The 22019-nt window shown below is 71.8% G+C and carries 21 protein-coding genes; 9 read left to right on the forward strand and 12 right to left on the reverse strand.

The annotated features are described in order from the left end of the window. Positions 1–8 precede the first annotated feature (8 nt). Together OG207_RS41325 and OG207_RS41330 are read right to left on the reverse strand one after the other, a co-directional pair. Positions 9–920 carry an SDR family oxidoreductase gene (locus OG207_RS41325; RefSeq protein ID WP_329106521.1) on the reverse strand — a complete coding sequence of 304 codons (912 nt, stop codon included), beginning with the start codon at positions 918–920 and terminating at the stop codon, positions 9–11. A gap of 26 nt (positions 921–946) precedes the next feature. Beyond that, on the reverse strand, positions 947–1573 hold the full coding sequence (locus OG207_RS41330) for a TetR/AcrR family transcriptional regulator (RefSeq protein WP_329106523.1): 627 nt from the start codon (positions 1571–1573) through the stop codon (positions 947–949). A gap of 187 nt (positions 1574–1760) precedes the next feature. Here OG207_RS41330 and OG207_RS41335 point away from each other — a divergent pair, with 187 nt between their 5' ends. Together OG207_RS41335 and OG207_RS41340 are read left to right on the forward strand one after the other, a co-directional pair. Then, positions 1761–2402, forward strand: a complete 642-nt coding sequence (locus tag OG207_RS41335) for a hypothetical protein (protein WP_329106526.1) — start codon at positions 1761–1763, stop codon at positions 2400–2402. A gap of 88 nt (positions 2403–2490) precedes the next feature. Continuing rightward, complete coding sequence (locus OG207_RS41340; RefSeq protein WP_329108248.1) at positions 2491–3030, forward strand: GNAT family N-acetyltransferase; 540 nt, start codon at positions 2491–2493, stop codon at positions 3028–3030. A 98-nt stretch (positions 3031–3128) separates the two neighbouring features. Here the strand turns inward: OG207_RS41340 and OG207_RS41345 are convergent, their stop codons facing one another. Beyond that, positions 3129–3305 (reverse strand): hypothetical protein, encoded by a 177-nt coding sequence (locus OG207_RS41345; RefSeq protein ID WP_329106528.1) that lies wholly within the window; start codon positions 3303–3305, stop codon positions 3129–3131. 47 nt (positions 3306–3352) lie between these two features. After that, complete coding sequence (locus tag OG207_RS41350) at positions 3353–4798, reverse strand: tyrosinase family protein (protein WP_329106530.1); 1446 nt, start codon at positions 4796–4798, stop codon at positions 3353–3355. Between the two features lie 251 nt (positions 4799–5049). On the opposite strand from OG207_RS41350, the gene OG207_RS41355 reads away from it, so the two are divergent. Continuing rightward, complete coding sequence (locus OG207_RS41355; protein ID WP_329106532.1) at positions 5050–5367, forward strand: ASCH domain-containing protein; 318 nt, start codon at positions 5050–5052, stop codon at positions 5365–5367. A gap of 126 nt (positions 5368–5493) precedes the next feature. On the opposite strand, the gene OG207_RS41360 is transcribed toward OG207_RS41355, so the two are convergent. Together OG207_RS41360 and OG207_RS41365 are read right to left on the reverse strand one after the other, a co-directional pair. After that, positions 5494–7377, reverse strand: coding sequence for an ABC transporter ATP-binding protein (locus tag OG207_RS41360; protein ID WP_329106534.1), 1884 nt, complete (start codon positions 7375–7377; stop codon positions 5494–5496). Between the two features lie 365 nt (positions 7378–7742). Further along, entirely contained in the window at positions 7743–8288 is a 546-nt protein-coding gene (locus OG207_RS41365) for a flavoprotein (protein WP_329106536.1), read from the reverse strand. A 161-nt stretch (positions 8289–8449) separates the two neighbouring features. Here OG207_RS41365 and OG207_RS41370 point away from each other — a divergent pair, with 161 nt between their 5' ends. Continuing rightward, positions 8450–8950: a hypothetical protein gene (locus OG207_RS41370; protein WP_329106537.1), complete on the forward strand. Its 501-nt coding sequence runs from the start codon at positions 8450–8452 to the stop codon at positions 8948–8950. Between the two features lie 42 nt (positions 8951–8992). Here OG207_RS41370 and OG207_RS41375 read toward each other — a convergent pair whose 3' ends face one another. Then, on the reverse strand, positions 8993–9625 hold the full coding sequence (locus OG207_RS41375; protein ID WP_329106540.1) for a GNAT family N-acetyltransferase: 633 nt from the start codon (positions 9623–9625) through the stop codon (positions 8993–8995). A 155-nt stretch (positions 9626–9780) separates the two neighbouring features. On the opposite strand from OG207_RS41375, the gene OG207_RS41380 reads away from it, so the two are divergent. Together OG207_RS41380 and OG207_RS41385 are read left to right on the forward strand one after the other, a co-directional pair. Further along, positions 9781–10674, forward strand: coding sequence for an NmrA family NAD(P)-binding protein (locus tag OG207_RS41380; RefSeq protein ID WP_329106542.1), 894 nt, complete (start codon positions 9781–9783; stop codon positions 10672–10674). A gap of 80 nt (positions 10675–10754) precedes the next feature. Continuing rightward, a complete protein-coding gene (locus tag OG207_RS41385) occupies positions 10755–11765 on the forward strand; it encodes an AraC family transcriptional regulator (protein WP_329106544.1) in 1011 nt (336 codons plus the stop codon). 23 nt (positions 11766–11788) lie between these two features. On the opposite strand, the gene OG207_RS41390 is transcribed toward OG207_RS41385, so the two are convergent. Beyond that, a complete protein-coding gene (locus OG207_RS41390; protein ID WP_329106546.1) occupies positions 11789–12283 on the reverse strand; it encodes a GNAT family N-acetyltransferase in 495 nt (164 codons plus the stop codon). Between the two features lie 194 nt (positions 12284–12477). Between OG207_RS41390 and OG207_RS41395 the strand changes: the two genes are divergently transcribed. After that, on the forward strand, positions 12478–13050 hold the full coding sequence (locus OG207_RS41395; protein WP_329106548.1) for an anthrone oxygenase family protein: 573 nt from the start codon (positions 12478–12480) through the stop codon (positions 13048–13050). A 54-nt stretch (positions 13051–13104) separates the two neighbouring features. Here the strand turns inward: OG207_RS41395 and cpt are convergent, their stop codons facing one another. Then, positions 13105–13626, reverse strand: a complete 522-nt coding sequence (gene cpt, locus OG207_RS41400; protein ID WP_329108250.1) for a chloramphenicol phosphotransferase CPT — start codon at positions 13624–13626, stop codon at positions 13105–13107. A gap of 120 nt (positions 13627–13746) precedes the next feature. Here cpt and OG207_RS41405 point away from each other — a divergent pair, with 120 nt between their 5' ends. Next, positions 13747–15918, forward strand: a complete 2172-nt coding sequence (locus OG207_RS41405; protein ID WP_329106550.1) for a TerD family protein — start codon at positions 13747–13749, stop codon at positions 15916–15918. A gap of 179 nt (positions 15919–16097) precedes the next feature. On the opposite strand, the gene ligA is transcribed toward OG207_RS41405, so the two are convergent. The 3 genes from ligA to OG207_RS41420 form a co-directional block, all read right to left on the reverse strand. Continuing rightward, positions 16098–18161 (reverse strand): NAD-dependent DNA ligase LigA, encoded by a 2064-nt coding sequence (ligA, locus tag OG207_RS41410; protein WP_329106552.1) that lies wholly within the window; start codon positions 18159–18161, stop codon positions 16098–16100. 115 nt (positions 18162–18276) lie between these two features. Then, positions 18277–19818, reverse strand: coding sequence for an APC family permease (locus tag OG207_RS41415; RefSeq protein WP_329106554.1), 1542 nt, complete (start codon positions 19816–19818; stop codon positions 18277–18279). A 105-nt stretch (positions 19819–19923) separates the two neighbouring features. Then, positions 19924–20661, reverse strand: a complete 738-nt coding sequence (locus OG207_RS41420) for a TetR/AcrR family transcriptional regulator (RefSeq protein WP_329106556.1) — start codon at positions 20659–20661, stop codon at positions 19924–19926. Positions 20662–20763: 102 nt separating this feature from the next. On the opposite strand from OG207_RS41420, the gene OG207_RS41425 reads away from it, so the two are divergent. After that, positions 20764–22014 (forward strand): saccharopine dehydrogenase family protein, encoded by a 1251-nt coding sequence (locus OG207_RS41425; RefSeq protein ID WP_329106559.1) that lies wholly within the window; start codon positions 20764–20766, stop codon positions 22012–22014. Positions 22015–22019: the final 5 nt, after the last annotated feature.

A 22019-nucleotide genomic window follows, 5' to 3' on the forward strand; every position in this document is an offset into this window, starting at 1 on the left:
TGGTGGGATCAGAGCGGGTCGCCGAGGGGACCGTACTGCGCCTCCAAGTTCCTGGCCCAGTGCGCGGCGAAGTCGGGCTGGGTGCCGTCGGCATCCGTGAACCCGTACTCCTTGTAGAGGTCCCAGGTGGCCAGCGCCCGGCCGCTCCTGGCGATGACGTCCGGGTCGGCCGCCAGGGCCACGACGGCCCGTCCCAGATAGGCGGGAGTCTCGGAGTGGGCGAAGTTCGGGTCCTCGGCGGCGCCGTCGCGCCAGTTGGCCTCGGTGACGCCGAAATGGTCCAGCAGCGCCTCCGAGCGCAGGAAGCCCGGTGTCAGGGAGACGGCCGCGACGCCGTGCGGCCGCAGCTCGGCGGCCTGCGCGACGGCCAGCCGGATCACCGCCGACTTCGCCATGTCGTAGAAGAAGGAGCCGCGGTAGCGGGCGGTGTTGCCGTCGGTGACCTCCACGACCAGGCCGCTCCCGCGGGCGACCATGAGGGGCAGTGCGTACCGGCTGGTGATCACGTGGGTCTCCACCGCCCGTCGCAGGAGGCGCAGACCCTGGTCCAGGTCCTGTTCCCACAGGGGGTGTTCCCAGTCGGTGAGCGGGTCGCCGCCCCAGACGGAGTTGACCAGGACGTCGAGCCGGCCGTCCTGCTCCGCCGCGATCCGCGCCACGAGGGCCCGGACCTGTTCCGGGTCGCTGTGGTCGGTGCGGACCGGGATGCCCGCACCTCCGGCGGCGGTGATCCTTTCGGCCGTCTCCTCGATGGTCTCGGGGCGGTCGAGGTCGGAGCGCGCCGTTCCACTGCTGCGGCCGGTCACGTAGACGGTCGCCCCGGCGGCTCCGAGCTCGATGGCGATTCCCCGCCCGCCACCCCGGGTGCCACCTGCGACCAGCGCGACCCTCCCGGCGAGCCGTGGTGTCTTCGTCGTCATCTCTTCCTCCAGGTCTTCCAGCGGATTCACTCGGTGCAGGAGCCGGCGTCGGTGGCGTCGGTGGCGGCGGAGACATGGGGGGCCAGCACGGCGTCCAGCCCGTGCCGGACGCGCTGCACGAGGGTGCCCTCGCGGTCGAGCGCCCAGATGAGACCCGCCCCGGAGGTGACGGCCTGCACGGTGGCGGTCAGCGCCCCGACGTCCGTCGCGGCACGGAGCTCGCCCGTGGAAACGGCCTCCGCCAGGAGCGCCCCGACCGCCCGACGCTGGGCCTCGTGCACGGCGCGGGCCCGCTCGTGCAGTTCGGGGTCCGTGAGGTCCATGCACAGGAACGCCAGGTGGTTGGCGAAGGTCTCCGGCGAGACCATCGGTGCCATCCACTGCGCGAACAGGGCGGCCAGGGCCCCGAGCGCCGAGCCCTGCTCCCCGCGGATCCGGTCGGGCAGCGCGTCCGTGTCCCGTACGGACTGATCGGCCAGTGCCAGGACCAGGCCGCGCTTGGAGCCGAACCGCTGCACGAGCGTGCCGGGGACCAGGCCGACCTCGCGGGCCACCGCCGCCAGGGTCAGGCCGGACGGCCCCACCCGTCCCATCACCTCGGCCGCCGCACGCAGGATCACCTCGTCTTCCACCCCGCGGGGACGTCCGGCCACAGTCGCTCTCCTTAATAAATGCACGTACATTTATTAAACCATCCGCGCGGGCGGCCCGGGACGATCCGGAGTACCCGGCGGGGCGACGGGCCGGCGGAGGGCTCTTTGCCCACCCGCGCCGCGCCTCCCGCATGCGATGATCCCCTCGACGGGCGGGAGCCCGCCGATGTCTGGCCGGGGGGCTCGAATGAACACGTGGCGGGAACTCATAGCGCTGGTGGATGCGCGGGTGGAGGCCGCGTCGCCCAGCGAGCGCGGCGTTTTCGCCGCAGGTGTCGCCGAGCGCCTGATGAGCTGGCACGAGGCCCTGCCCGAGGACGAACGGGCGGACTTCACCCTGGGTCTGCGACCGCTCCTGAACTCGGTGTGGGAGGGCGTCCTCGGCGATTCGACGGTGTACACCGCCGTCAACCGGGGCCTAGCGGAGTACATGCTCAGCGACTACTGCCACAACGACCGCCTGGTGGGACCCGAGGACGCGTACGAGCCCGCCGCCGCAGCGACCCTCCATGCCGCGCGCGCGTATCTCTTCGGGTGCACCGACTTCGCGGTCTGGGCCAGTCGCCGGGCCATCGACGATCTGCACCTGGAGCATCTCGCCGGCGCCGTGGTCGACTGGGGAGACCCCCTCGACACCGACAAGGCGCTGATCGACGAGCTCGAACGCCAGCTGCGGGACCTCGACCGCATCACCGCGCGCTCGAAAGAACTGCGTCACGCCCGCTTCGGACTGCCCGTCCCCGCGTCCGACCGGCTCCAGGCGGAACTCCGCACGCCCCTTTCCGCCAGGGACCGACCGGGTGATCCGCCCTGCCAGTCGCCCCGCTGACGGCAGGACGCTCCGGCGTACCCGGCCGATGAGGTCCGGGCGGCCCCCGCGCGACCCGCCCTGGCCCTAACGTTGACCCGTGATCAATATGCCGTCACGGGTCGAACTGCGCCCGCTCACCGCCTCCGACCAGGACGAGTTCTGCACGCTCGTGCGGGCCAGCTCCGAACTGCACCGGCCGTGGATGCAGCTACCGTCGACCGCGCAGGAGTTCCAGGTCTGGACGCGCCGCTTCGACGACGGCACCAACCTGGGCTTCCTGGTGCGTCTCCGGGAGACCGGCGCAGCCGTCGGCATGGTGAACATCAACTCGATCATCCGGGGCCGATACCAGGGCGCGTCCCTCGGCTACGCGGCCTTCGCCCCGTCAGCAGGGCGCGGGTACCTGACCGAAGGGGTCGCCGCCACCCTGCGGTACGCCTTCACTGACCTGCGGCTCCACCGGCTGGAAGCCAACGTCCAGCCGGCGAACGCGGCATCCCTGGCCCTGGTCAAGCGGCTGGGCTTCCGCTACGAGGGGCTCTCGCCCGCCTACCTCTACATCGACGGGGACTGGCGGGACCACGAACGCTGGGCCATCACCGCACCGAGCCCCTGGACACCCGATCCGTCCCTTCCCGAGGTCTGAGTCGTACGGCGCCGCCCGTACAGCACGTCCTACGACGACCCCGAAGCGGAGGACGACGTCCATGGGGACCAGATCGTGGTCGAACCCCAGGGCCGGCTTCATCGCCCGGCGGCCGCCGCGAGGGCGACCACCAGGGCGGCCGCGGCGAGTGCCGCCGCGGCGAGGCGCGTGGGGCGCCGCGGCTTGCGGGCCAGCCGCTCCGTCAGGGCGATCCAGGCGGCGACGGCCACCAGCTCGTAGGCGAGCGAGACGCGCGGCCGCAACAACCGCCGCACGGGCGCCGTCCGTGGGGACCGCACCCGCGCCGCACCCCGAACCGTCATCAGGTGTAGCCGAGGCTGACCCGCCCGATCTCGACCGGTGGGTCCTCGGTCTCCGCGTCGACCGCGTCCACCGGGCCGAGCGCGCCGAGCGGAAGGAACGTCACGCGCAGCGCACGGTCGTCCCAGGCGTTCTCCGCCACCAGCCTGCGTACGAGCGGGGTGATCTCGACGGTCACCCGCAGACCGTGCGGGTGCTCGTCGCCGCGGGGATCCTGGGCCCTCTCGATACCGAAGAAGGACAGGTTGCCCACGCGGTGGCCCTCCGCCCGTTCGCGGGAGGCTCCGTCGGGCAGGTTGACGTAGATGCCGTAGACCGTGTCCGGGTTCTGCTCGCCCTCGATGTCCTCGACGTTGAGGTACACGCGGCGGTCGGCCTCGGGGACGGGGACGCCCAGCGCCGTGCCCAGCGACCGCGTGGTCCGTTGGTCGATCGGTACGGTGACGCTCGCCGCGCGACCGACGAGCTGCACGGTCTGCTGTGATGCGCCGGCCATCTCGCGCCGCTTGGGCGGCACCGGCCCGGACTCGTTCGGACCGCTCATCGACGCCTCGGGTACGGGGGACGGTAGTGGGGACGGGGACGGGGGAGGAGCCGGAGGCGGCGCGGGAACCGGTACGGGCGACTCGTACGTGTACCCCAGCTGACCGGCGATGTCGACGATGGCGGACGCCGCCAGATTCCGTTCGCTCCCGTCGGCGTCGAAGAACCGGTACTCCTGGGTGATCCAGCGCGGGTCCGTCGGGTTGCCGTGTCCCGGGCGGCTCGCCCATGCGAACCACAGGCGGTCGATGTTGGCGTGGTGGAGCCAGAAGATCGGGTCCAGCGCCGCGGTGTCGGTCCTTCCCATCCAGTGGCCGATGTGGCTGTGCACGGCGTTGTGCGGCGTGCTCTCGACCGCTCCGTCCCGGTTCCAGAAGGCATCGCCGTCCGGTGTGATGCCACCGCCGAACTCGGCTTCGCCGACGAACTGGGTGCGCCCCATCGCGTAGGCCGGGGAGGTGATCTCGAAGGGCAGGGGTGCACCCAGGTTGAGGCCGTGCGCCCGCTCGGCGAACAGCGGGTTGGCGCCGTCCTCCTGCTCGCGGAAGGCCGGCGGGATCCGGGCCTGCGAGGGGTCGGCGTCGTAGTCCCAGAACGGCAGCGCCCAGTCGGCCGGACCACCCAGGTCCACGACCGCGGCGCGGACGATCCGTTCGAAGTACCAGAGGTACATGCGGTGCCAGGAGAGGAAGTACCACGAGCCGTGCTTGCAGCTGTTCCACAGGGGCTTCGGCGGTGTCTCGGCCGTCCCGTGGATGGCCGCCTGGTAGGCCCAGCTCGTGGGGTCGTCCGCGTCCCGTCCCTTCATCTCGGCGACGGCTGCCGCGTAGTGCGCGAGCGTCAGGTCGTCTTCCGGCAGGGTCCACACGTTCCTGCGCACGTGCACGACCGGCTGAGGGCTCACCGCGTCCGCCTTCCGTCACGCCGGCCGTGATGCGGTTCCTGCGGTCCCGTTCCCCGCGGCCCCGTTCCCCACATCGCCGTGCCGCCAGTTCTCCATCGAGTCAGGTCGGGAAGAAATTCGGGATGAACCCTACCCAAACGTCTTCGCGTGATCGTCCAGGCGCGCGGGCCGCGGGCCGCGCGCCCGGTCGGGATTCGCCCGCCGCGACGGGGATGGGGCAAGATCCAAAAGAAACGACCTGAGGTGTGCCGATGAACCCGCAGTCCCTGTACTTCCATCCCGACTACCTCGACGCCGTGCGGGCCGGCCGGAAGACGACCACCGTCCGTTTCCGTGACCCGGTGGAGGTGGGCCCCGTCAGCCTGGTGTTCGAGCTGGACGAGGAGGTGGCCCTGCCGGGTGTCGTCACGCAGGTCACCGAGACGACGGTCGCCCGGCTCAGCGAGGCGGACGCCAGGGCGGACGGCTTCCGTGACCTGGCCGAGCTCCACGACAGGCTCCGGTACCACTACCCCGGCATCGGGCCGGCCGACGCCATCGCGGTCGTGCACTTCCGGCCGGTGCGATGAGCCCCGTTGCAAAGGGTCCTACTCCAACGAGCCGGTGGCCCCGGGCGAGCACGCCGGGAGGCGCCCTCGTCCGGGCCGGGGATCCGGGGGACGCGCGGCGCGACGCGCCCCCCGGACGTCACCGGGCTACCGGTCCTGGGAGAGCCGGACCAGCTCGGCGAAGGAGCCGTCCAGTCGCACCAGCTCCTCGTAACCGCCCTGCTCGGTGATCCGTCCCGCATCGAGGACGATGATCCGGTCGGCGAGGCGGCAGTTCTCCATCCGGTGGGTGACGATCACCGTGATCCGGTCGTCCTTCATGTCCCGCAGCCCGGAGAACACCATGTGCTCACCGCGCGGGTCCATGGCCGACGTCGGCTCGTCCATGACCAGCAGCCCGGGCTTGCGGTGGAACGCCCGCCCGCACGCCAGCCGCTGCCACTGGCCGCCGGAAGGCTCGTGCCCGCCCCAGATCGAGCGGGCCAGCAGGGTGTCCAGGCCGTCCGGGAACTCCTGGACGGTCGCCCGCATGCCGACCGCGTCCAGGGCGTCCCACACGGCTTCCTCACCGCGCGGGTCGGGCTGGCCGAGCGTGATGTTCTCCCTGGCGGAGAAGGGCCAGTACCCGTACGACTGGGTGACGAGGCCGACGTGCTGCCAGGCGGTGCGCTGGTCGGCGTCGGACGTCGGGATCCCGTCCCAGGAGACGACGCCGGACGTCGGGGCGGTCAGTGAGGTCAGCAGCCGGATCAGGGTGGACTTGCCCGCGCCGTTCTCCCCCACGACGGCGATCACCTCGCCCCGGGACAGGGTCAGGGAGACCGGTCCGAGCGAGGGGGTGTCCTTGCCTGGGTAGGTGTAGGTGGCTTCCTCCAGGCGGATCTTCTCCGGCGCGGCCTCCATGACCTGCGGGCCGCGCGGACCGGACTTTTCGGCGGCCTCAGCGACGAAGGCGGTGTAGTCGCCGAGGTAGAGGGCGTGCTGGAACATGGCGGCCCCGTACACGACGAGCTGCGAGAGGGCGGCGGTGGAGGTCCGCATGGCGACGATCGCCGTACCGGCGGCGGCGATCGCCATGTACCCGCCGATGACCAGCCCGGCGAGGGCCCCGTAGGTCGCCACGACGAAGACTCCCGAGGCGGTGGCCGCGATCAGGTAGACGGTGAGGTAGCGGGGCGCGGAGCTGACCATCCTGGAGTCGATGCGCTCGCAGACCGCCGCGTACCAGTGGTGGGCGTAGGGACGCATGCTGTTGCCGCGCAGCTCGTCGGCGAGCTTCGGGGTGGTCAGGTGCCAGCGCATCATGTGCTTGATGTTGCGGGAGGCGATCGTCTGGTTGTGGAGGCGGTAGTCGAGGCGGGCGGCATAGACCGAGCCGAGGCCGCGCGGGACCACCGACAGCAGGAGCAGCGGCAGCAGCACGGGGTGGACCACGGCGAGGACGGACGCCACGGCGACCATGTCGATCAGGCCGCCGGTGAAGCCGAGGGCGTCCTGCAGCAGCATGGCGGAGCGGGCGGATCCGGTCTCGGCGGCCTCGGAGCGTTCGGTGAAGTCGGGAGCGTCGTACGCGGCGAGTTCGACGTCCATGTGGGCGTCGACCATGGCGAGGTCTGCGAGGGTGGCCATGCCGGGATTCAGGCGGCGGGCCGCGCTGCCCGAGGTGATGGAGGCCAGTGCCCCGAGCGCGGTCATGGCGGCCGCGACGACCAGCGGCCAGGCCGCCGCCGAGATCCGTTCCTCGATGCCGTCGCCGGTCAGGAGCGGCACCATCGCCCGCGAGATCGCCGCGAGCGCTGCCGCCGTGCAGATCCCGCCGAGGATCTGGGCGCCGACCAGTACGTGGAACGCGGTGCGGTTGACGGCGAGCGCGAGCCGCGCGGTCTGCCGGAGGGCGGACGGAACGCGGCGGGCCATCTGCCCGAGCGACAGCGCCTCCATGGTCTCGTTGTGCTGGCCCCAGGTGTACTTGAACTCCGGTGGGGCGGGTGGTGCGGCCGTCTTGCGGTGCTCGGTCTGCTGCTCGGACATCCTGCGTCTCCTTCAACTGGGTTGTTTTGGAGGCCGGTTCGACGCTCGCAGCGCATGCCGGAGGAGCCCGTCTGCGCGGTGTGCGCAGGGGCGGCTGCGTGGTCGCGGGAACTGGAAGCAGTGAGTACAGCGCAGGCCGGAGGCCGGAGCAGCGGGATCTGGCCGACCTCGCGGCGACGGTTCCCTAGCCGTGGCCGCTGATCGTGTTCGGGCGCCGCCGGGCTCCCGGGCGCGGACGCACGGGAGGTTGGCCGGAACCCGCCGGTCCGGGGGTTAGCCCCCGGAAATCGCTTGCGCGCCCGTGGCGCGGCCCGCTTCCGCCGGGTCCGGGGCGCGGGGGACGGCGAGCAGTGCCGGAACGTGCTCTAGAGCTGGGGCACGGCGCGGTCGAGGGCGCCCAGGGCGTTGATGGCGGCGGGCCAGGGGAAGTGGACCGGGGCATCGGGGTCGGGGGCGTATCCGGTTTCGCCCTGGAGGAGTTCGACTCCGGCGTTGCGCAGGGTGTTCAGCGAGACTTCGAACTGCGGGTGGGCCGCGAGGGCGGTGTTGGTGCACGGCATCGCAATGACGGGCGTGCGCTTGCCCGTCGCTTCGGCGGCGAGGCCGACCACGAGGTTGTGGGTCAGACCGAGCGCCCACGCGTTGATGGTGTTGAAGGTGGCGGGTGCGAAGAGGAGGGCATCGGCCGCGGGCCAGACGTCGGGCTGGCCGGGGAGCTTGTACTGCCAGCGAACGGGATGGCCGGTGAGAGCGGCGAGTCCGTCGAGGCTTTCGGAGAGCCAGTGCGCTGCGGTGGGGGTGAGGCCGAGGCACACGTCCCAGCCGCGGGCCTGGGCGTCCTCGATGACCCGGGCGACGTCGAAGACGGGCGGGGCGGCGGAGCAGAGCAGGTGAAGGGTCTTCGTGGTCATGCCGCAATATGATCACATGGTTTGAGCTGGATCACGCTCCCGGGAGCCGGTACGGCTGCGGCGGGCGGCCCCCGCGGCTGCGCGTGCGCGGCCCGCCCGGATGGGGGAAGCTGGGTTTAGCCGCACCGCCGACAGCGGGACAGAAGGGCGAGGAGGGCCTCGTGGATACCTCAGAAGACGGCCGGCTCATTCGTGCACCCCGTTCCCGGTTCCGGTTCCGGTCCAGGGTGCGGACCGCCACCGTTCTGTGTGCGGCGGCGGCTCTTGCAGCGGCCGCCGTTCCGGCCTCCGCCCAGAGCCCCGGGGCCGTCACGGCTCCTGCGGAACCCCTCGTGGTCGTGGATTGCTTCTCGCAGTCCCAGGTACGCCCCGAGGAGTACCTGCTGGCCTGCGGGGACGGCAACAACCGCCTCGTCGAACTGACCTGGGACACCTGGGGACCGAAGACCGCGACGGCCACGGGCACCGACATGGTGAACGACTGCGTCCCCTACTGTGCCGCGGGCCGCTTCCGGTCCTACCCGGTGACGGTGACCCTGAGCGCTCCGGAACCCTGGCCGGGCCACCCGGACGTCGAGCGCTTCACCACGATCCGGCTCCTCTACACGGACACCGCTCCGGCCCCGGTCCCGAAGGACGTCACGTACAAGCTCGTGTACTGACCTGACCGTCCCAGCACCGGCTGGCAGCCCGTGGGCCCCGGTTCACCGTTCCACCTCGACCGGTCCGCGGGCTTCCGCCCGTCCCACTGACGACCCGGGCCCGCAAGCCCGCGCCCGTACGGGCCGCAGAGCCGCGGCGGGCGGCTCCGGGTCCGTCGCCAGACGGGCGTGGAGCTCGACGTCGTAGCGGACGCCGTCGTACGCGAGCTTCTGGCGCTCCCGTCCTTCCACGGCGAACCCCGCAGCACGGGCGACTGCGCACGAGCCGGGGTTGTTCACCCGGTGCCCGAGCTCCAGCCGGAACAGTTCGGCTTCGTCGAACGCCCAGCGGGCGAGGGCCCGACAGGCCTGAGAGGCCACGCCCCGCCCCCGGGCCGCAGCCGTCGTCCAGTAGGAGACCCACCCGACGGAGTGCCGCCGGTTCACCGCGCCGACCGACACGTGTCCGAGGACCGTGTCGGCCCCGTCCACGACGGAGAAGGCGTAGGCGGAAGCTGCCTCCCACTCGGCGGTGCGCTCCGCGATCCACCGCTGCGCGTCCTCCGGCGAAGCGATGGGCCGGCTGGTCTGCTCGCGCATGAGGGGATCCGCGAACGCGGCCGTCACCGGTGCCGCATCGCGGGCCGCCCATCTTCGCAGCACCAAACCCGAGGAAAATTCGATCCGTTCGCGCATGGCGCGAGTCTTCCCCTCCGCCCGCCGCCCTGTCCTCCCGTTTTCGGACCCCCAAGCCGAACGGGTACCGGTCGGCCGGGGCCGATGGACGCTCGCGCATGCAGGTGAGCTCTTCGACTATGTCGCGTCTCGTGTCGTTGGATTTGACTGGGGTCATGACGAACACGACGAAGAACGAGAACGCTACGCAGGCCACCGACCGGAGCACCGACACGCACGTGCACACCGACGCCGGCGGCATCACCCTGGTGATCGGGGGCACCGGCAAGACCGGCCGGAAGGTTGCCGAAGGGCTCACCGCTCAGGGCCGCTCCGTCAGGGTCGGATCCCGCCGCGGCGAGCCGGCTTTCGACTGGAACGACGCAACGACCTGGCTACCGGCGCTCGAAGGCGTGGACCGGGTGTACGTGACGTACTACCCCGATCTGGCCTTTCCCGGGGCGGCCGTTCAGGTGACCGCTTTCGCGGAGGTGGCGGTGGCGGCCGGGGCGCGGCGCCTGGTGCTGCTGTCGGGGCGCGGTGAAGAAGCAGCGCGGACCAGCGAGGAAGGGTTGAAGGCCACCGGGGCGGACTGGACGATCGTCCGGTCGAGTTGGTTCAACCAAAACTTCGACGAGAGCTTCTTCCTCGACTCCGTTCGGGCGGGCGAGATCGTCCTGCCGACGGCGGACGCGGTCGAGGCGTTCGTCGACACCTCGGACATCGCCGACGTGGTGGTGGCCGCGCTGACCGACGACCGGCACATCGGCAGGACGTACGAGCTGTCGGGGCCGCGCCTGATGGGTTTCGAGGACGTGGCCGCGGAACTCTCGAAGGTGACCGGCCGTGAGATCGCCTATGCGCCGATCCCGATGGAGGACTATCGTGCGGTGCTGCGTGAGAACGGGCTGCCGGAGGAGTTCGCCGAACTCTTCACCCTGATCCTGGACGGGCGCAACGCGCACCTCGTGAACGGGGTCGAGGAGGTGCTGGGGCGGCCGCCCCGGGATTTCTCGGACTTCGCCCGGGAGGCGGCGGCCACCGGAGTGTGGGACGTCCGGGCCGTCTGATGCGGACCGCTCGCGCCCGTGCCCGGGTTCGTGCCCGGGTTCGTGCCGGGGTGTCGTTCCGTCGTGGTGAGGATGTGCGCATGGACATGGTGGCCGGTCTCCTGGCGGGCCCGCAGGCCCGGGGCGCGTTCCTGCTGAAGTCGGTGCTCGACCCTCCGTGGTCGGTGCGGATCGAGGACCGCGCCCCGCTGTCGGTGGTGACCATGGTGCAGGGCTCAGCCTGGCTGCTGCCCGACGACCGGGGCGCCGAGCCGGTACGGATCGGCCCCGGGGACGTGGCCGTCGTACGGGGGCCCGTGCCCTACACGGTCGCGGACCTGCCGGACACCCCCGTCCAGATCACGGTCGGGCCGGACCAGCGGTGCAGTACGCCGCAGGGGGAGGACGTTTCGGAGTCGATGGCTCTGGGCGTGCGGACCTGGGGCGTCGCCCGCCCGGGCGCAGGGGCGGCGGTGATGCTGAGCGGTACCTACCAGGCGCCGGGCGAGGTCGGCGGCCGGCTGCTGAGCGCGCTGCCCACGATCCTGGTGAGGCCGGCCGGAACCGCCGACGCCACCCTGATCACGCTCCTCGGCTCGGAGATCTCCAGCGAGGAGCCCGGCCAGGAGGTGGTCCTGGACCGGCTGTTGGACCTCTTGTTGATCGGGGTGTTGCGGGCGTGGCTCGCGGCACCCGGGTCCGGGGCCCCGGGCTGGTTCCGGGCGCAGGGCGATCCGGTGGTCGGGCCGGCGCTGCGGCTGCTGCACGAGAGTCCGGCGCACGCGTGGACCGTGGAGGAGCTGGCCCTGAAGGTGGGCGTCTCCCGGGCGTCGCTGGCGCGCCGGTTCACGGAGGTCGTCGGCGAGCCGCCGGTCGGCTATCTGACCGGCTGGCGCCTGGCGCTGGCGGCCGATCTCCTGCGGGAACCGGACGCCACGGTCGAGAAGGTGGCCCGCAAGGTCGGCTACAGCAGTGCCTTCGCACTGTCCGCCGCCTTCAAGCGGGTCCGCGGGGTCAGCCCGCGGGAGTTCCGCTCGGGGACGACGGCGCCGGCTGCGGCGATGGCGCAGGGGCCGCGGGGCACGGTCGTGCTCGGCCGGTCCGTTTCCTGACGGCGGATCCGCACGACACCCCCTCAGGGGGTGAAGGAGAGCTTGGCGACGCGCTGGTCACCGCTGAGTTCGCCGGTGGGGCGGAAGCCGAGGCCGAGGTAGAAGGGCTCGGGGCTGTTCGCGCCGGTGTTCCAGCTGACGTACACGTCGTGGATGCCACGGGCGCGGATCTCTTCGGTGGCCGCCCGGACGGCGAAGCGGCCGTAGCCCTTGCCCTGGTGGCGGGCGTCGATGTTGAGGCGCCAGATGCCGCTGCGCCGGTCGTTCGGGTCGGCGGCCGGGTCCCAGACGACGTCGTGGAAGGCCATCACGAAGCCGACGGTCTCGTGGCCGTCGACGATGGCCCGGGGCCAGGCCGTCGCGGTGTGCACGTAGGCCTCGGCGAGCGACTTCACCACGGGGGAGACCAAGTGGGCCTGGTCGGGGCGGACCTGTATCGCGCAGACCGCGTCGAAGTTGTCGCTGGTGACGGGCTCCAGGCGCAGCGGGTTCGGTCCGGGGGTGTTCGGGGCTGACATGGCCCCAGCGTATCCCCGGCTCCGGCGCTCCCCGGGAGTGCGCAGCAATGGCTAAAGATTCACCCAAGGGGTTGGCGAACCCCAGCGGGAGATCGAACAGGTGATGTCACGATCGGGCGTTCGTGTTCAGAACGCGTCGCACCGCACTGCATCGCACCGTGCCGTATTGACTGTTGGAAGAGGACGAGAGTCGAATGACCATCAACCCGACGCCGCACGTTCCGAGCCCGCCGCCGACCTCGTCGACGACGCCGGACCGACCGCAGAGCACCCGGCTCGCCGCCGTCCTGATCACGCTGTCCACCGTTCTGGTGGGTCTGATGGCCGGACTGTTCTTCGCCTTCGACGTCTCGGTGATGCCGGGGCTGGCGGCCGGCGACGAGCAGACGTACGTCACCGCGATGCGTGCCTTCAACCGGGCCATCGACGGCAATCCGCTCTTCGGCTCGGTGTTCCTGCTGGCCCTGCTGGCGGCCGCCGCTTCGACGGTGGTGGAGCACCGCGGCGGCCGCCGCGCCACCGCCCTGTGGGTGGGGGTGGCCGCGGTCGCGTACCTCGTCGTCCTCGTGATTACCTTCGGCGTGAACATCCCGCTCAACAACGAGTTGGCCGACGGGGCCGCGGTCGAGCAGATGACGGACTTCTCGATCGTCGAGCGGTTCAAGACCACCTGGGTCACTACGAACATCGTCCGCACCCTGCTCTGCACCGCGGCCCTCACCGCCCTCGCCCGCGCGACACTGCTCCACGGACGCGCCACGCGCTGATCGGGCCGGGCGCATCCGCCGGGGAGTCCCTTCACCACGGAAGGGACTCCCCGGTCAGCCGGTGTGGGAGGCGATGATCCGTGCGCACTCCAGGGGTTCGGTGTGCGCGGTGTCCACCTCGAGGTCGTAGGTCACTCCCCGGTGCACGGCGTCCGCTTGCGCTGCGGCCATTCCCCTGACGCGGTCCCCCCGCGCGATCTCCCGGCCCGCGGCCACCGCCTCGTCGCACCGCACGCCGACCCACAGGACCGGCACGTCGCCCAGCGCGTTCCGCCACCGCTGCTGCGACGCCGCCCCACCGAGGAACACGTCGTCGACGATGATCCGCGCCCCCGCCCGGGCCATCGTCACGATCCCCTCGGTCCAGGCCGCCTCCAGCGCCCGGAAGGTCTTCCCGACGCTCACCGTGCCGTCCGACGCGATCTCGATCCCCGCCTCGGCCGCCTGCATCGCGGCGGGCAGGGCGTCGACGAACGCATCGCACCCGAACGACAGCCACGGGTCGGGCAGCACGGCCTGCAGACACCGTACGATCCCGGACTTCCCCGAGCTGGAACCACCGTTGAGAATGATCATCTGAGTCACCGCGCCACAGTAGGACACCAACCGTCCGGTACGGAACGGGCTCGGGCGGACCCCGATGCGCCCCGGGAAAACCGGGTGCGGCGGCCCGTACGGCCTTGGGATCATGCGGGAATGGTCCACCGACTCGACCCTCTCGTACTCCGGCACACCCGCCGCCTTCCCCGACCCGCGGGACCCGTCGGGGAAGGCGCCGTCGCGGCGCGGCAGTTCGACGCCGCCCTGATGTCCGTGGGCTTCAAGCTCTCGGCGGAGCTGCTCGAGCACCTGTCGGGACTGTCCGGGCCGGCGGTCGTCGACACCGCCGTACGGACGTTGGGCACCGTCCGCGAGATGGTCGGCGACCACGTCCGGCACAACGCGTACTTCATCGACTTCCCGGCCAACGTGCCGGACGCCTTCGACTTCTGGATGCAGTGCATCGCCGGGGCGCTCGCCGACGACGACGCGCGCGCGAGCACGCTGGAGCAACTGAGCACCGGCGTCGTCAACCTGCTCACGCTCCCCTCGTACGGGAACTACCAGCACACGTACGCCGAGATGCTGACCCACCACGACGAGCTGATCGCCGCGGCGGGCGACCGCATGACGGTCCTGCACCTCGGGGCCGACCCGGGCGACGAACTCACCTCCCTCTACCTGGCCTTGGCGGGCAGCACCACACCCCTGGGCGAGGACGGCCTGCGGGACCTGCGGGAGCTGGCCGGCCACTGCGCGGACGGACCGCAGCCCGAGGAGATCCCCGTACGGGAGAACCGGGCCGTGGTCAACGAGGCCCGGCTGAAGGCCGGTGCGAGCCTGCTGCTGAACACGGTCACCGACGTGCTCCGGCTCGCCTGCGCGCTCGCCGGTGGCGACGTCGGCCTGCAGGAGCCGACGCGGCTGCGCGGCCTCTCCCGTCCGGTGCGCCGGGCCCTGCTCGCGGGCCTCGACGCGGTCGTCGGCGCGGCGCCCGCCAAGCTCGCCGACGTGCACGCGCACCGCGAGATGTGGAAACGGCTCGGCGAACGGCTGCACCCGCACGAGTACCCGCAGTGGCCGCACGCGGCCGACGTGTTCGCCGTCGCCCGCGGCGAGAAGACGGTGCGCACTTTCGACAGCCGGGTGGAGGAACTCCACGCCCGGCTCGACCCCACCGGCGCGGCCGAACTGCTGAAGGCCGCGCCCGGAAAGCTGCTGCGCTCCCTGGACCGGCTGCTGCGCTCCGCCCCCACCCAAGGCGAGCGCGACGCGGTCGCGGCCGCCGCCGAGCAGGCCGTCCCCGACGCCTCCGGGCGGGTCCTGCTGTCGGTGCGCGAGCACCTGCACAACCGCGCGAAGGAGACCGGGGAGCAGCGGGTGTTCGTCAACCGCTCCGGCCGGGCCTGGGTGACCGCGGACACCCGTCCGCCGGTGTGCGCACCCGAGCGGGGGCGGATGATCGCCGCGATCGACGCGGAGTTGCGGCGCCGGGTGCCCGCCGTGGACCACCTGCTGATCGACCCGGACGTCCTGGACGTCGCCCTGCCGCTCAGCAGCAGGGCGACCGCGCCCGGGTTCGGCGTGCTGCCGCGCGGCTCGGTGTCCGCGGTCGACGGCGAGCTGCTGCGCTTCTTCGTGTACTGGAAGCAGGCCGCGCGCAGCACCGACTACGACCTGTCGGCGGTGCTGCTCGACACTGACTACTCGACCGTCTCCTGGCTGTCGTACACCAACCTGACCGAGATCGGGGGCGCGCATTCCGGTGACATCACGGACGCGCCCGACGGTGCCTCGGAATTCATCGACCTGCGACTGGACGCGGTGCGCGCCACCTGCATCGTCCCGCAGGTCAACATCTACTCCGGGGAAGGCTTCGAAGAGGTCGAGGAGTCGTTCTTCGGGTTCATGCTGCGCGGGGCCGAGCAGCAGGGACGACCCTTCGAGCCGCGCACGGTGCGCATGAAGTCGGACCTGCGCGGTCCGGGCCGGATCGCGCTGCCGCTGGTGTTCCTGCGCGGGTCCGACGGCCGGTGGCGCGCCAAGTGGCTGCACCTGTACCTGACGGGCTCTCCGTCGTACAACCGGGTCGAGGACAACCGCGTGAGGGTCGCGACGCTGATGCGTGCGGTCGCCGATCGCGAGCAGCTCACCGTCCGCTACCTCATCGAGCTGATGACCGGCAGCGCGACGACCGTCACCGTGTGGGACGGCAAGACCGTTCCGGCGGGTCCCGTCACCTACGTCGGCCTGGAGCGGCCCGAGAAACTGCACCCGGGATCGCGGATCGTCACCCCCGAAAACCTGCGTGACCTGATCCCCGCCTGACTGTTAGCGTGACCGTGGCGAGGCCATGAAGGGGCTTCCTTCTCAACACTCCTAAAATAGCCCCTTCGCTTTCCTCGCCACCGACTTGAGACCTCCGGCCGTCTCCGCAGCACGCGGGACGGCCGGAGGTCTTTTCCGTGTCGGACGCCGGGCCGCCGGCCGGGCGGGATCAGCTCGGCTCAGCCCAGGAAGTCGGCGACCAGCTCGGCGAAGGCCTCCGGGGTGAGGACCTCGACACCCAGCTCCGCGGCCTTGACCGCCTTCGAACTGGGCTTGCCGCTCGCGGAGGGCGCGGAGACCAGGATGGTGGTCTTGGCGCTGACGCTGCTGCCCGCACGCCCGCCCGCCTTCTCGATCAGTGCGTTCATCGCCTCCCGCCCCTGGCCCTCGAGCGCTCCGGTCATCTTCCCGGTCACCACCACGACCTTGCCGGCCAGCGGACCCGACTCCTGCGCCGCCGCCGCTTCCTGCGGCTCGCTCATGTTGACGCCCGCCGCTGCGAGCTTGTCGATGACCGGTGCCAGGGCGGCGATCTGCTCGACGATCACCGGTGCCTTCTCCGGACCGATGCCGTCCACGGCCTGCATGGCCAGGGCATCGGCCCGCCGGACGGCGTCCATGGTGCCGAAGTGCCGGGCGATGCGGCGCGAGATGCTGCGCCCGGTGCCCAGAACGCCCAGCGCGCAGACGACGCGGCTCAGTGGCCGGGCCTTCGCCGCCTCGATCTGCTCGGCGAGCTTCGCGGCTCGCTTGGCGCTGCCGGAAGCAGCGGTGAGCTGCTCGAGGGAAAGGGTGAACAGGTCGGCGACGTCGGTGACGTCACCGGTGTCGACCAGGGCCTTGACGTACGTCTTGCCCAACCCGTCGATGTCGAGCATCTCGCGCCCGGCGGCGTACTCGATGAGGGCCGGCAGCGCGCAGGCAGCGCCCTGCGCGCAGCGCCACCGCTCCTGGGTCTTGTTGATCTCACCGCCGCAGTGGGGGCACGCGTCGGGCAGCGGCACCTCCGTCGCTCCGTCCGGGCGCAGCGCCACCACGGCGGCCTGGACCCGCGGGATGATGTCGCCCGCCTTGTAGACCGTCACGGTGTCGCCCAGGTGGAGGTCACGACGCCGGATGTCGGCCGGGTTGTGGAGGGTGGCCCGGGTGACCGTGGACCCGTCGATCAGGACCGGGGCGAGTACGGCGGTCGGGGCGAGCACCCCGGTCCTGCCGACCTCCCACACCACGTCCTCCAGTACGGTCTGCCGCTCGACGGCCGGCAGCTTGAAGGCGACGGCGAAGTAGGGGAACCGGCTGCCCAGTCCCACGGCTTCCTGCTCGCCCGCGTCGTTGAGCTTGATCACGACGCCGTCGATCCCGAACGGCAGCCCCGCCCGCAGGGCGGCGATCTCGTCCACCCGCTGCTGGGCCTCGGCGAGGGTGGCGACCACGTGCAGTCCGACCGGGGTGTCCGCGGTCGTCCGGACTCCGGCGCGAGCGACGGCGGCCAGGGCCTCGTCGTGCGTGGCTCCGGCGGGAAGGAACGATTCTCCGTCCAGTTCGACCGCGCCGTACGTCCAGAAGGTCATCATCAGCCGGTACGGGCGGTCCTTGGCCCGCAGCGTGCCGGCCGTGCCGTTGCGGGGGTTGGCGAAGACCTGCGCGCCGTGCGCCGTACGGACCGCGTTCGCCGTCTCGAACTGCTCCTGGGTGAACAGCACCTCGCCGCGCACCTCGAAGGTGGCCGGTACGGGCAGCCGCTCGGGCAGGCCCTCGATCTGCCCGATGACATGGCTGACGTCCTCACCGGTGCTGCCGTCGCCGCGCGTGATGATCTGCACCAGCCGACCGGACCGGTACCGGGCCGCAACGGCCGCGCCGTCCAGCTTGGGTTCGACGGTGAACCCGCCGGCCGGGGCCTTCCCCAACCGCCGCTGGAGGGACTCGCCCCACGACAGCAGGCCGTCCGGGTTGAACACGTTGTCCAGGCTGAGCAGCCGGGTGGTGTGCGCGACGTCGCCGGCCGGGGCGGCGCCGTCGCCGACCAGCCCGGTGGGGGAGTCGGCGGCGACGTCGTCGGGGTGCTCCGTCTCCCACGCCAGCACGGCGAGCCGGAGCCGGTCGTAGGTGGCATCGTCCATGGAGCTGTCGCCGTCGGCGTAGTACGCCCCCGATGCCTCGCGCAGGAGCCCGAGCGCGGCCTCGTACTCCGTGCGGCTGGACGTGCTGGACAGCGCCTGATCGGCGGAAAGGTTCATCATGGGAGTGATCCTCTCGCGAGCCACTGACAATCGCCCCGGCCCGCTTTGGCCCGCTCACCGCCGCCCCCTCGCGGTGGGCGTGCGGGCCGTCACGACCGGCACGCCCACCGCGTGTTCAACCTTGTACGACGGGCTCCGCCGCCCGGGCCGCGGGGCTTCGCGCCGACCGCTCCGCCGGGTCCACCGGGCCTTCGTGGACGGTCGGGCGCTCCGCCCAGAACGCCCCGGACGCCGCGCGCCGGGCGAGCATCACCAGCAGCCCCGCAAGGCTTAGGCCGAGGGCGATGACCAGCGGCGGGCCGAGACCGAACCAGGACGTCCCGCCGGAGGAGTTGGCGGGGTCCGCCATGTCGACGACCGCCTCGACGAGCAGCCAGATCAGCATCCCCGCTCCGATGAGGGGACCGGCGCCGATGAACAGGAACGCGCGCACCCCCGTGGTCAGCAGGCGCCGGTGGTAGATCGCGCAGGCGATGCCGGTGAGGGCGTAGTAGAAGGCGATCAGCAGGGAGAGGGCCGTCAGCGAGTCGGCGAGCGCGTTCTCGCTGACCTGGTGGATGAACAGGTACCAGACGGTGGCCGTGCCGGCGACCCACCAGGTGCTGACGGCAGGGGTGCGGTACCGGTCGTGGATCAGACCGAACCGGCGGGGGAGGGCGTGCCTGCGCGCCATGGACAGGGCGGTGCGGGACGCCGGGATGATCGTCGTCTGGGTCGAGGCGAGCGCCGAGGTGGCGACGGCGACGAGGACGATCCAGTCCCAGCCGCCGAGGGCCTCGCGGGCCAGGGAGGCGAAGACGGCCTCCTCGTCGTCGGCGTGCGCGGCGAGGTACCCGGTGCCGGCGTACGCGACCACCGCGAAGGCCACGGAGACATAGGTGGCCAGCAGGACCACGGTCGACCAGATGCCGGCCCGGCCCGGGGCGGACGAGGGGTCCTTCGTCTCCTCGGTGAGGTTGACCGCCGACTCCCAGCCCCAGTAGACGAAGACCCCCAGGAGCAGCCCGCCGGTCAGCGCCGTGCTCCCGGCCCCGAACGGGTCGAGCCAGTCGACGGACGGGCGCAGCGCGCCCGGGGATCCGGATCCGGCGTACACCCGGTACAGGGCGACGGCCGCGAACACGAACAGGCAGACGGTCTGCAGCAGTACGAGGACGTTCTGCAGACGGGCCGCCGCCTGGGTGTCCCGGACGCACAGCGCCGCCATCGTCACGATCACCAGCACGGTGAGCGCCTGGCGGATCAGGGTGTTCCCGGCCCAGCCGTCCAGACCGACGGCCAGCAGACCGAAGTTGACGGCGACGTCGGCGAGCGAGCCGACCACCAGCACCCCGGTCATGGTGATCGCCCAGCCGCCCAGCCAGCCGGTCGTGGGCCCCAGTGCGCGCGTCACCCACGAAAAGGTCGTGCCGCAGTCGGGGTCGGCCCGGTTCAGGTAGTAGAAAGCGGAAGCGATGAGCACCATGGGAACGAACGACGCGAGCATCACCCCGGGGGCGTGGACGCCGACCAGGGCGACGATCGGCCCGATCACGGCGGCAAGGGAGTACGCCGGCGAGGTCGCGTTCAGCCCGATGGCGAGGGCGTCGACGAACCCGATCGCGTTCGGTTTGAGCGTGGCGGTGGCGGCGGGCGTCCGCGGGGTGTCTTCGACCATGGTCCCTCACTGGTGCACGGTGAACGGGGCGTGAATGCGATGAGGAAACCCGTGCTCCGCGCAAGGGGTCAATGGTGTTGGCATAAGCGCGGGTGGAAGGCCGGGTCAGCCGCGCCCCGCTGCGCCCCCGCCCCCGGCACCCGCCGCCCCGGCGAGCTGTCTCTCGGCGGTGTCCAGCAGCATGTCCAGCGCGACCGGGTACGCGCTGTGGGGCATCCGTGCGGCCAACAGCCCCGCGGTGGCCGCGATGTTCGGGTACGCGTCGGCCGGCAGCCGGGCGTACGTGGACTCCCACCGCTCCTCGTCCGACTCGCGCGCCTTGTCCGTCAGCGCGAGGGGTCCCGCGTCGAGCGCCGCGAAGGCCAGGGCCTGGTCGATGTAGGCGTGGTAGATCCGTACGGCGTCCACGTCCGCGAAGCCCGCGGTGCGCAGGCTGCCGAGGATCGCCTCGTCGGCCGCGATCTCGCGCGGCCGGCCGCTCACCCGGCTCGCGGTCAGCAGGGCGGCCTGCGGGTGGGCGAGATAGGCGCCGTGGATGCGCAGCCCGAGTGAGCGCAGGTCGTCGCGCCACCGCCCGGTGGGGACCCAGCCGTCGAGCGCCCGGCCGATCAGCTCCTCGCCGATGGCGAGGGTCAGACCGTCCATGCCGTCGAAGTACCGGTACAAGGTGCTGGGGTCCGCCCCCAGAGCGGCGCCCAGCCGCCGGGCGGACAGGCCCGCGCTCCCGTGCTCCCGCACCATCCGCAGGGCCGTCTCGACGATCAGCCGCTCGGAGAGCACCGTCCCCTGCCGGGTCGGGCGCCGCCGCCTGCGGGCCTCCTCCGGGACCACGTCCTTCGCCATCGTCCGCCTCCCATCCTTATGCCAACACCATTGACCTTAACTCGGACGGAACGGTTCCATCAGCCCCCTGAGGCGCACGCCTCACAGAGAAAGGACCTCGCCATGCGTGTTCTGCTTGTGGGTGCCGGCGGTGTCGGGAGCGCGATCACCAAGATCGCCGCCCGCCGCGACTTCTTCGACCACTTCGTCGTCGCCGACTACGACCCGGCCCGCGCCGAGGCCGCCGTCGCGGCCCTGGGCGCGGACGAGCAGAGGTTCAGCGCCTGCCGCGTCGACGCCTCCGACGAGGAGGCGGTCACCCGGCTGCTCACCGAGCGCGGCTGCGACGTCCTGATGAACGCCACCGACCCGCGCTTCGTGATGCCCCTGTTCAACGCCGCGCTCGCGGCCGGCAGCCACTACCTCGACATGGCCATGTCCCTCTCCCGCCCGCACCCCGACCACCCGCACGGCGAATGCGGGGTGAAGCTCGGCGACGAGCAGTTCGAAAAGGCCGAGGAGTGGGAGAAGTCGGGCCGCCTCGCCCTCGTCGGCATGGGCGTCGAGCCCGGACTCTCGGACGTCTTCGCCCGCTACGCCGCCGACCACCTCTTCGACGACATCGAGGAGATCGGCATCCGCGACGGGGCGAACCTGGCCGTCGAGGGCTACGACTTCGCCCCGTCCTTCAACATCTGGACGACGATCGAGGAGTGCCTGAACCCGCCCGTGGTCTACGAGCGCGAGCGCGGCTGGTTCACCACCGAGCCGTTCAGCGAGCCGGAGGTCTTCGACTTCCCCGAGGGCATCGGCCCCGTCGAGTGCGTCAACGTCGAACACGAGGAGGTCCTCCTGGTCCCGCGCTGGGTCGGAGCCCGCCGGGTCACCTTCAAGTACGGCCTCGGCGACGACTTCATCGGCAAGCTCAAGACCCTCCACGCCCTCGGCCTGGACTCCACCGAACGGGTCGCGGTCCGTGCGGAGGACGGCAGCACGGTCCGGATCTCGCCCCGCGACGTGGTCGCGGCCTGCCTGCCCGACCCGGCGACCCTCGGGGACCGGATGACCGGAAAGACCTGCGCCGGCACCTGGGTCAAGGGCACGAAGGACGGCCTGCCCCGCGAGGTCTACCTCTACCACGTGGTCGACAACCAGTGGTCCATGCGCGAGTACGGTTCCCAGGCCGTCGTGTGGCAGACCGCCGTCAACCCGGTGGTGGCCCTCGAACTCCTGGCCACCGGCGTTTGGTCGCAGCCCGGCGTCCTGGGCCCCGAGGCCCTTGCGCCGCTCCCCTTCCTGGACCTGCTCACCGCGTACGGCTCCCCGTGGGGCATGCGGGAACACGGCGCCGGGGGCGGGGTCGCGGCACGCTGACCACC

This window comes from Streptomyces sp. NBC_01439 (genome assembly GCF_036227605.1).
Lineage (GTDB): Bacteria > Actinomycetota > Actinomycetes > Streptomycetales > Streptomycetaceae > Streptomyces.